Source organism: Occallatibacter sp. (assembly GCF_049510455.1).
In the GTDB taxonomy this organism is placed as follows: Bacteria; Acidobacteriota; Terriglobia; order Terriglobales; family Acidobacteriaceae; genus Telmatobacter.
In genome coordinates this window covers 1-8641 of record NZ_JBEKYX010000137.1, presented here as the reverse complement: position 1 = coordinate 8641, position 8641 = coordinate 1, and the positions used below count along the sequence as shown (strand labels likewise).

The 8641-nt window shown below is 58.6% G+C and carries 9 protein-coding genes; 8 read left to right on the top strand and 1 reads right to left on the bottom strand.

Features of this window, described 5'->3' with window-relative positions:
* Positions 1–273: 273 nt before the first annotated feature.
* The 4 genes from ABSG47_RS19205 to ABSG47_RS19190 all read left to right on the top strand — a co-directional run bounded on the left by ABSG47_RS19205 (position 274) and on the right by ABSG47_RS19190 (position 3128).
* The gene (locus tag ABSG47_RS19205) at positions 274–807 is read left to right on the top strand and encodes a dihydrofolate reductase family protein (protein ID WP_424171607.1); all 534 of its coding nucleotides are present in this window, start codon (positions 274–276) and stop codon (positions 805–807) included.
* A gap of 222 nt (positions 808–1029) precedes the next feature.
* Positions 1030–1566: a Jag family protein gene (locus tag ABSG47_RS19200; protein WP_424171604.1), complete on the top strand. Its 537-nt coding sequence runs from the start codon at positions 1030–1032 to the stop codon at positions 1564–1566.
* Between the two features lie 217 nt (positions 1567–1783).
* Positions 1784–2617, top strand: a complete 834-nt coding sequence (locus ABSG47_RS19195) for a hypothetical protein (protein ID WP_424171601.1) — start codon at positions 1784–1786, stop codon at positions 2615–2617.
* Positions 2618–2720: 103 nt separating this feature from the next.
* Positions 2721–3128 (top strand): VOC family protein, encoded by a 408-nt coding sequence (locus ABSG47_RS19190; RefSeq protein WP_424171599.1) that lies wholly within the window; start codon positions 2721–2723, stop codon positions 3126–3128.
* A 67-nt stretch (positions 3129–3195) separates the two neighbouring features.
* On the opposite strand, the gene dnaA is transcribed toward ABSG47_RS19190, so the two are convergent.
* Positions 3196–4683: a chromosomal replication initiator protein DnaA gene (dnaA, locus tag ABSG47_RS19185; RefSeq protein ID WP_424171596.1), complete on the bottom strand. Its 1488-nt coding sequence runs from the start codon at positions 4681–4683 to the stop codon at positions 3196–3198.
* A gap of 559 nt (positions 4684–5242) precedes the next feature.
* On the opposite strand from dnaA, the gene rpmH reads away from it, so the two are divergent.
* The 4 genes from rpmH to yidC all read left to right on the top strand — a co-directional run bounded on the left by rpmH (position 5243) and on the right by yidC (position 8138).
* The gene (rpmH, locus tag ABSG47_RS19180) at positions 5243–5398 is read left to right on the top strand and encodes a 50S ribosomal protein L34 (protein ID WP_424171593.1); all 156 of its coding nucleotides are present in this window, start codon (positions 5243–5245) and stop codon (positions 5396–5398) included.
* A 7-nt stretch (positions 5399–5405) separates the two neighbouring features.
* On the top strand, positions 5406–5921 hold the full coding sequence (gene rnpA, locus ABSG47_RS19175; RefSeq protein WP_424171590.1) for a ribonuclease P protein component: 516 nt from the start codon (positions 5406–5408) through the stop codon (positions 5919–5921).
* Entirely contained in the window at positions 5918–6178 is a 261-nt protein-coding gene (gene yidD / locus ABSG47_RS19170) for a membrane protein insertion efficiency factor YidD (RefSeq protein ID WP_424171587.1), read from the top strand. Before rnpA ends, yidD begins: the two co-directional genes overlap by 4 nt.
* A gap of 61 nt (positions 6179–6239) precedes the next feature.
* Entirely contained in the window at positions 6240–8138 is a 1899-nt protein-coding gene (gene yidC / locus ABSG47_RS19165; protein WP_424171584.1) for a membrane protein insertase YidC, read from the top strand.
* The last annotated feature ends 503 nt before the right edge of the window (positions 8139–8641 follow it).

The window sequence follows — 8641 nt, the reverse complement described above, 5'->3', positions numbered from 1 at the left end:
TCAGCCGGATTTTCGGCACGACTCAAGTCGTGCCCTGTTACAAAACAATTCAAACTGAGCCAGTACCCAGTTTTATGAATTAGACGGTAACATCCTTAGCATAAGGGAATTTTAAGGTGGCCGGGTAGTGGGTCAGTTTGAATCTCGGGATTGGGAAACGGACCTCTGGTTAATGCGCACACCGGCAATGCGGCGCGGAGATAGTGTTCCACCTCGCCTTCGCGCGACGTCGGCTCAGGCTGTTGTGAAGAACGTGGAAGGGAGATTTGCAGCATGGCAAAACTTGTCTACGGATTGAGCCAGTCCCTCGACGGCTACGTCGACCACATGAAGCTTGGGCCGCCTGCACCCGCGGCCTTTCGTCACTTCATCGAACTGGTGCGTGGCCTGACGGGCTCGATATACGGTCGCCGCACGTACGAGATCATGCGTTATTGGGAAGAAGATCTCCCTGATTGGGACGCGGAGGATCGCGAGTTCGCGGTGGCGTGGCGGAGCCAGCCGAAGTGGGTCGTGTCGCGTTCGCTCAAGTCAGTTGGCCCCAACGCCACGCTTGTCGCGGATGATTTCGAGAAGGCGATACGCAGGCTGAAGGCCGAGTTGGCTGGGGAGATTCAAGTTGCCGGACCAGTCCTGGCGCAAAGCCTTACCGAGGCCGGTCTTATCGATGAGTATCGGCTCTACCTCCGCCCCGTCGTGCTTGGTGGTGGCACGCCATTCTTCGCCGGCCCCCGGCCGCCGCTTCACCTGGTGGCCAGCGATTTAATCGCCGATGACTTGATTCGGTTGACGTACGTTCCTGCTTAATCGCGCGACGCGCCCACCGGACTGCGCCCGGAATTTCAAACTGACCGACTAGATAGTGTCTCAGTTTGAAAAAATCCCGCAGGGGCTAAAGCCCAATTTCATTTTTATGGCCGTTTCGGCACGACTAAAGTCGTGCCCTGTTACAAAGCAATTCAAATTGAGACACTGCCACCCACTTCGGCTAATCGCGGTTCCCGGCTCGGTCTGCGATACTGATTTGTTATGCCGATTGATGATCTGCCGCAGGCTGCCCAAAAAATTGCCGGATTGCTCGCCAACGTGAACAAGCTGGGAGGATTCCGGCTGAAGTACCGTATCTCCGCGGGCGACCCGCAAGAGGACGATGCGGCCGCGCTCAGCGTGGAACTGGCCGGACCGGATACGCCGCTGCTGACGCAGCACAACGGTGAGTTGCTGAGAGCGTTTGAGACGATTGCGGCGCAGGTGCTGCGGCTGGATCAGCGCGAGCAGACCCTGGTCAGCTTTGACGCCGGCAACTTCAAGGCGCTGCGCGAGGCGGAGCTTAAGATGGCCGCGGAGACGGCGGCGGCGAAGGTGATTGAGTCGGGTGTGCCGTTTGCTTTTCCGCCGATGAACAGCCGCGAGCGGCGTGTGCTGCATATTGTGCTGCGCGAGATTGAGGGCGTGGAGACTGCAAGCAACGGCGAAGGTCGCGACCGCTTTCTGGCGGTGTATCCGGCGGGCAAGACGCATCTGCCGGTGGCGTCGCAGGCGAAGCCGCGGTTTGGGCGGCGATAAATTTTCCGGCGGCTAGAGTTGTTGCCTGGGGCCCCGGCGCTACACCGGCGCGCGACGCACTAGCGATCTATGAAGACAAAGATTTTACTCTGCTGTTTTTGGCGCGATTGCGGCCATGTCGGTATGCAAAGCCAGCGGATTTGTGTTTCTGCGCATCTAATTAACCTTACGGCTTTTTCGTTCTTCTTTCTTTAAAGATCGAGCAGGAGAATAGATTATGTTTGCTTTGCGCAGATTTGCGTTTGCAGCCGGCGTTGTGGCTTTTGGCGTTTTGGCGGGATGCTCTTCCAAGGAACAGAAGGCGCTTGATCAGGCCAAGCAGCAGGCCGCCTCCTCGGGTCAGCCTCAGCAGGTGGTTTCCGTGGACAACAACGGAACTACGACGACGACCGTGGTGCAGCCGCCTGCGAATGGACAGAAGCAGCAGGCGATTACAACGACGACTGCGCCTGCGACTGCGGGTCAGCCGAAGCCCGCGGTCTCCGATCCGAAGGTGTCGGCTGTGCCGCAGCCTCCGCCAGCTCCGGTGCCGGTGAATGTAACGATTCCTGCCGGAACGCAGTTGGCTATACGGATCGATCGGCGCATCAGCGTAAAGACATCGCATGCGGGCGAGGGTTTTATCGGGGAGATTGTGCAGCCAGTGATGGCGAGCGATGGAAGCGCGCTGATTCCCAAGGGCGCGCGGGTGAAGGGCGTGGTGGATGCGGCGCACCGGAGGGGACATTTCAAGGGCCGCTCCATTCTTGAGCTGCGGTTGACGGCGCTTGAGGTGAATGGGCAGGAGTATCCGCTGAAGACGGCGGACCTGCAGCGCACGAAGAAGGGCAAGGGCAAGCGGACGGCTGCATTTATCGGCGGCGGCTCCGGGCTGGGAATGCTTGTGGGCGGCGTGGCCACCGGCGGAGTAGGCCTGCTGGTCGGCGGCCTGGTGGGTGGCGGCGCGGGCACGGCTGCGGCGGGGCTCACGGGCAATCGCGATATTGATATTCCGGCAGAGGCCGTGGTGCAGTTCCGGCTGGCTGAGGATCTGGTGATACAGGGGCAGTAATCGTGGCGGGGGCGCTCGCTGCTTTTGAATTTACATGTGGGTGCGAGCCAATTTTCACTTGCCAAGTGTATGGGTTGTCTGGAAAGTTGCTTTGGAGCGAACGATGACGAATGAAAGTATTCTCGGCAAAAGCAAGCTGGTGGCATTTGCCGCCACCTCGGACTTTGCAAGGGCGCGCGCATTTTATGAAGGCGTGCTGGGATTGAGTATGGCTGAAGACGAATCTCCTTTTGCCCTTGTCTTTGACGCCAACGGCACGATGCTGCGCGTGACCCATGTTGGCAAGCACACTCCTGTTCCCTTTACTGTGCTGGGCTGGGATGTGGAGAGCATCGATGCTATCGCTCAAAAGCTTGCGGATGCAGGTGTTCCACTGTTGCGTTTTCCTGGAGTCAACGATGTGACCCCGAGTGCGATCTGGGATGCGCCGAGCGGTGCGCGCATTGCGTGGTTCCATGATCCGGATTGCAATGTGCTTAGCGTTACGGAGTTTGCACAATCGGCAGAGTAGAGAACTTTGGTGCAAACATAAAGGGCCGCGCTTTGCGCGGCCCTTTTGCTATGGTGTCTGTTGCGAGTTACCCGTTCAGCTGTTCCTGGAGCTTGTTGAGGGTGCGGGTCAGGTCCTTGTCGTTGCGGTTCTGCTCGTCGATCTTGGCGATGGAGTGCATGACCGTGGTGTGGTGCTTGTTGCCGAACTGGCGGCCGATCTCGGGCAGGCTGGCTTCAGTCATCTGCTTGGCCAGGAACATGGCGATCTGGCGGGGCACGACGACGTTGCGCGAGTTGTTCTTCTGCTTGAGGTCGGCGACGCGCATGCCGAAGTGCTCGGCGACGGCGCGCTGAATGGCTTCAAGCGTGACCTTGCGCACCTGCATGTCAATGAACTGTTTGAGGCACTGCTGCGCGGCGGCCAGCGTGATCTCAATGTGATTGACCTGGCACCATGCTCCGAGACGAACCAGCGCGCCTTCGAGCTCGCGCACGTTGGTGCGGACGTTTGAGGCGATGAAGAGCGCAACATCGGTGGGCAGCGTGACCTGCTCTGACTCGGCCTTCTTCTGCAGGATGGCGACCTTGGTTTCGAGATCGGGCGGCTGAATGTCGGCGATGAGGCCCCACTCGAAGCGCGAGCGCAGGCGCTCTTCGATCTCGGCGAGCTCCTTGGGCGGGCGGTCCGAGGTGATCACGACCTGCTTGTTGCTCTCATGCAGGGCGTTGAAGGTGTGGAAGAACTCCTCCTGCACGCGCTCCTTTTGCGCGATGAACTGGATGTCGTCGATGAGCAGCACGTCCACGCTACGGAAGCGGTCACGGAAGCCGATCATGCGGTCATTGCGGATGGAGTTGATCATCTCATTGAGGAACTTTTCCGCAGTGACGTAGCAGAGATTGGCAGCAGCCTGGCGTTTTTTGACCTCATGGCCGATGGCCTGCATGAGATGCGTTTTACCCATGCCGGAGCCGCCGTAGAGAAAGAGCGGATTGTAAGCCTTGCCGGGGCGTTCCGCAGCAGCCAGCGAGGCCGCACGGGCAAACTGGTTGCCGCTGCCGGTGACGAAGTTATCAAAGGTATAGCGCTGGTTGAGCTGAGCGGCTGTCGAGAAATCGAAGCGCTGCTGCTCGGGCGAGCGATGGTCCAGGCCCCGATGATCCAGGCTCCGATGATCCAGGGCGCGAGAATCCTGGGCGCGATGATCCGCTCCACGCAGCGCATTGTTGGGCGCGGGCGGCGCGGTGGGAGCATGCGCGGGCAGGGGGCCAAAGCCACCGTCCTTGCGCTGCGGCGGAATGGAGGGATCGTCTTCGACGGTGACGAAACAGACGTTGTCAAACTCAAGCGCGTTGACGTCAATAGCTTCCTGGATCACATCGCCATACTTGTCGCCGATGTGCTGAAACTCCGGCGAGGGAACGCGCACGTACAGCGTGCGGCCCGCAGCGTGGCTGTAACGGGTGGGCTTGAGCCAGGTCTCGAAAGAGTTGCGAGCCAGCTTCTTTTCGAGCGCCCCGAGAATCTGGAGCCAGGGATTGGGCGGTGCTGCCGGAGACATTGCAAATGCCATCTAAAAATCCTTGCCGGCGTCCGCGCAAAACGATTGCTTCAACTGATTTTTGGCAATAAAACTATTTCGCCGGGGAGCACGAGGCTTCCCACCGTGTTTCTGCCAAAGCTGCCGATCAGTGTTGATATGCCCGGTAAATATACTGCCAAGGGCATGAAGTTTATCGTTCGGGGGACGCGATTAACTTTTCCTGAACGGGTCCGATAGTAGCACATTTAGACATGGTTGCAATGCCTCATTTACATAACTTTCGTGCTCTGGCCGCTTGTTGCACTGTTGATGGTGAAAGAGAGATTTTTGTTTATAAAATTGCAATCATATCGGTGAATTTTATTTGCAATTGCGTGTGAAGTATTGAGGCAGATTGTGGACTGGTTCGCCTGATTCGCTTAGAGACATGGAGGGTGGTTGGGGTTGCCTCCTCTGCGAAGGCTAAAGCCGTGGGAAATGGAGCTTGAGGCTAAAGAAGATTCGGGCTGGATTTCGAACCCAACTTTCGATATACTCAATACTTGCCGTCACGGCCAAGATTTCAGCAAGGAAACAGGAGCGCATTTCGATGCCCAAGCGCACATTTCAACCGAACCGTCATCGCCGAGTAAAAACGCACGGCTTCCGCGCGCGCATGAAGACCAAGAGCGGCGCCGCCGTTCTGAGCCGCCGCCGTGCCGCCGGCCGCAAGCGCGTCGCCGTAAGCGCCGGCTTCCGCGACTAATTTTCACATGGGGCCGGAACACCCCTTCGTACCGGCCCGCAAAACCCCTCCGGCAGTGCTGATCCAGATGACAACTCAGCCGCAGACCGTGCCGAATCCGGCGCAGCCGAAACGCTCTCTCCAGGGCGCGCGCCTGCGCAAGCACGCCGATTATCAGAAGGCTTATGCGGCGGCGAGCCGCAAGCGGCAGTCGGCTTCAATGAGCTGGTTTCTGGCTCCGCGTACATCTGAAAACGGCGAGCAAACAGGCGCGCGGGTTGGCCTGACCGCAGGCAAAGTGCTGGGCAAGGCGCATGAGCGTAACCGCATCAAGCGGCGGATGCGCGAGGCGCTGCGGCGGCACGTGGATCTGCTCCCTGCGAGCGCCGACCTGATCCTTCATCCGCGCCGCACGGTGCTGACGATCGATTTTGCGAAACTTGAGGCGGAGATTGTGCGTATTCTGCTGCAGGCTCAAGAAGAGCTGACCCGCAAGGGGACGAGCACGCAAACGGATTTGAAGCCAGGTCTGAAGCAACCATGACGCGCATACTGCTTGCAGCAATCGGTTTTTACAAGCGCTGGCTTTCGCCCGCGCTGCATTCGCTGGGCATCGGGGGGTGCAAGTTTCGGCCCACCTGCTCGGAGTATGCGGCAGAGGCGATTACGCTGCATGGCGCGGCGCGCGGTACGGCAATGGCTGCGAGCCGGCTTTTGCGCTGCCATCCCTTTAGCCCAGGCGGCTTTGACCCAGTTCCGCTGCCTCACTCTCATCCACATCTCCACGAACCTTTACCATAAGAAGAAGCGGTGCGAGTCTGGAGACCATGACGCCGCGCTTTGAAACTACAGGACGTATCCTTTGCCCGAATTTCAGAATCCTAATCTTCAATCGCAGGGCGGCCCCGGCGGCAGTGGTGGCGGCGGCGGCGATCTGCGTTCCATGCTTGCCGTGGGCAGTCTTTTTGTTGCCATCTTCCTTGGCTACCAGGTCTTCTTCAAGCCCAAGCAGCAGCCTCCGCAGCAGCCCGCGCAGACCCAGCAGCAGCCTCAGCAGAGTGCAAACGGCATGCAGGCACAAAGCGCTGCCTCGAACGCGAGTCCGGCAGCCAATTCCGGACAGCCTGCGGGAACCGCGCCCGGCATTACCGCCGCAGCCGAGAGCGAGACGACGGTTCAGAATGCGAATTACAAGATCGTATTCACCAATCGCGGCGCGCAGGTGAAGCACTGGTATCTGCTGGACAAGCATTACCAGGACAGCGAAGGACACCCGCTTGATCTGGTGCAGAAGGAAGCCTCGGATAAATTCGGGAAGCCGCTCTCGCTGTATACCTACGATTCGTCGCTGACGAGCCAGCTGAATTCGGCGTTGTATCAGGCTTCGAGTACGGGCGTTCTGACCGCGCCGGGAGCGCTGGGCTTTCATTACGAGCAGAACGGCCTCGATGTCATCAAGACCTTCAACTTTGATTCGAGCTATGTGATCCATGCGGAGTTTCAGGTGAAGCGCAACGGGCAGCCGGTGCTGGCGCTTCTCACATGGCCCGCGGGTCTGGGCGACATGGAGGAGTTCGGGCCAAAGCCGCCGGATCGCGGCGGAGTGCCGATCTCGGCCGCTTCGCAGATTACCTACTCGGTGGATGGCAAGACGGATTCGATGGGCGCTGTCGGCGGCGGATTTCTCTTCTGGTCGAAGCCGGAGGTGAGCGGCGGCGCGACGCTGACGCAGCCCTTTGAGTTTGCGGCGCTGAGCGATCTCTATTTTGCGGCGGCGTTTCTGCCGGATGCGCCTGCGCGGACGACGATGGTGACGCTGCACAATACGCTCGATGTACTTTCCGATCCATCGAACCCGAACAGCGGGAAGAAGCCGGCTCACGTAGTCGGCCTGGCGGTGGGCGACACAAGCGGCTACACTTCGCTGCGGCTCTATGCGGGGCCGAAGCAGACGGATCTGGTCTCCGGCGTCCGCGCGATCGGCGCGGATGGCAAGCCGACCGGCCCGACGCTGCACTCGCTGATTCAGTACGGGTGGCTGACGATTATCGCGACGCCGCTCTTCTGGGCGCTCCGGTTCCTGAACGAGCACGGCATTCCCAACTGGGGATGGGACATTGTGCTGCTAACGGCGATCTTTAACCTCATTATGCTGCCGACACGCATCAGCATGATGAAGTCTTCGCTGAAGATGCAGCGGATTCAACCGCGCGTGGACGCCATCAAGCGCAAATACGCGAACCTCAAAGCGACGGACCCGAAGCGCGCCGAGATGAACCAGGAGATGATGGCGCTTTACAAGACAGAGAACATCAACATGTACGGCAGTTGCCTGCCGCTGCTGATCCAGATGCCGCTGTTCTTTGCTTACTTCCGTGTGCTGCAGAATGCGGTGGAGCTGCGCCAGGCGCACTGGGGCTGGCTGACGGACCTGTCCGCACCGGACCCGCTGCACATTCTGCCGATCTTTATTATCGCGAGCATGCTGGTGACGCAGCTCATCTCACCGGCGCCGGGCATGGACCCATCGCAGCGGCGGATGATGGCAATCATGATGCCGTTGATCTTCGGATTCACGCTTTGGCATTATCCTTCGGGCTTGGCGCTCTACTGGGGCACGGGCCAGATCATCAACTTCATCATCCAGATGTCGATCAACAATTCGTCGATAGGCAAAGAGCTGCAGGCCATTGCAGCAAAGCGCGCTGCGAAGCGGAATGCCGGCGGTGGAAACGCGAAGATGATCCAGGGCAAGCGATAGATCCATTCGCCTGCTGCGAATACGAGGGACACGGTTCAGCCGTGTCCCTTTTTGTTTAGAGCATTTCTCCTCTTGCTGTAGAGCGACCTCTGGCCGCAAAAACAAATACGCGGCGAGGGTGGGGCGCACGAACTTTATATCTTGGGGAGAGATGCTCTGATGTTGCGGCCTGGGACGGCAGCGTCTGAGGATTTTTCCGGAACAACTTTCGCTTTTTGTTTCCCCGGCCAGGCTGTTTTTCGAGAAGTGAATAATTATGCCGCTATGTGGTTGTTTTTGTGTAATTTACCGTTGATTTACGGTGTTTACTAATTGATTATCATGAGTGGTTACTTTTGAGGGGACACCCTCGAAAAAAAAATTTCGCAGCTGCCTTGAAAAAGCTACGGCCCGAATCCTTTTTGGGATTCGGGCCGTGGCTCTTTCTTCTGCTAATTCTGAGTAAAACATAAATGGGGTTAATTGCATGCAAAGTTTCTGAAGGAGGTGGGGTTACGAAAGGG

Coding starts and splice junctions, on each gene's coding strand:
- ABSG47_RS19205 (WP_424171607.1), top strand. CDS start 274: ATGGCAAAACTTGTCTACGGATTGAGCCAGTCCCTCGACGGCTACGTC.
- ABSG47_RS19200 (WP_424171604.1), top strand. CDS start 1,030: ATGCCGATTGATGATCTGCCGCAGGCTGCCCAAAAAATTGCCGGATTG.
- ABSG47_RS19195 (WP_424171601.1), top strand. CDS start 1,784: ATGTTTGCTTTGCGCAGATTTGCGTTTGCAGCCGGCGTTGTGGCTTTT.
- ABSG47_RS19190 (WP_424171599.1), top strand. CDS start 2,721: ATGACGAATGAAAGTATTCTCGGCAAAAGCAAGCTGGTGGCATTTGCC.
- dnaA (WP_424171596.1), bottom strand. CDS start 4,683: ATGGCATTTGCAATGTCTCCGGCAGCACCGCCCAATCCCTGGCTCCAG.
- rpmH (WP_424171593.1), top strand. CDS start 5,243: ATGCCCAAGCGCACATTTCAACCGAACCGTCATCGCCGAGTAAAAACG.
- rnpA (WP_424171590.1), top strand. CDS start 5,406: ATGGGGCCGGAACACCCCTTCGTACCGGCCCGCAAAACCCCTCCGGCA.
- yidD (WP_424171587.1), top strand. CDS start 5,918: ATGACGCGCATACTGCTTGCAGCAATCGGTTTTTACAAGCGCTGGCTT.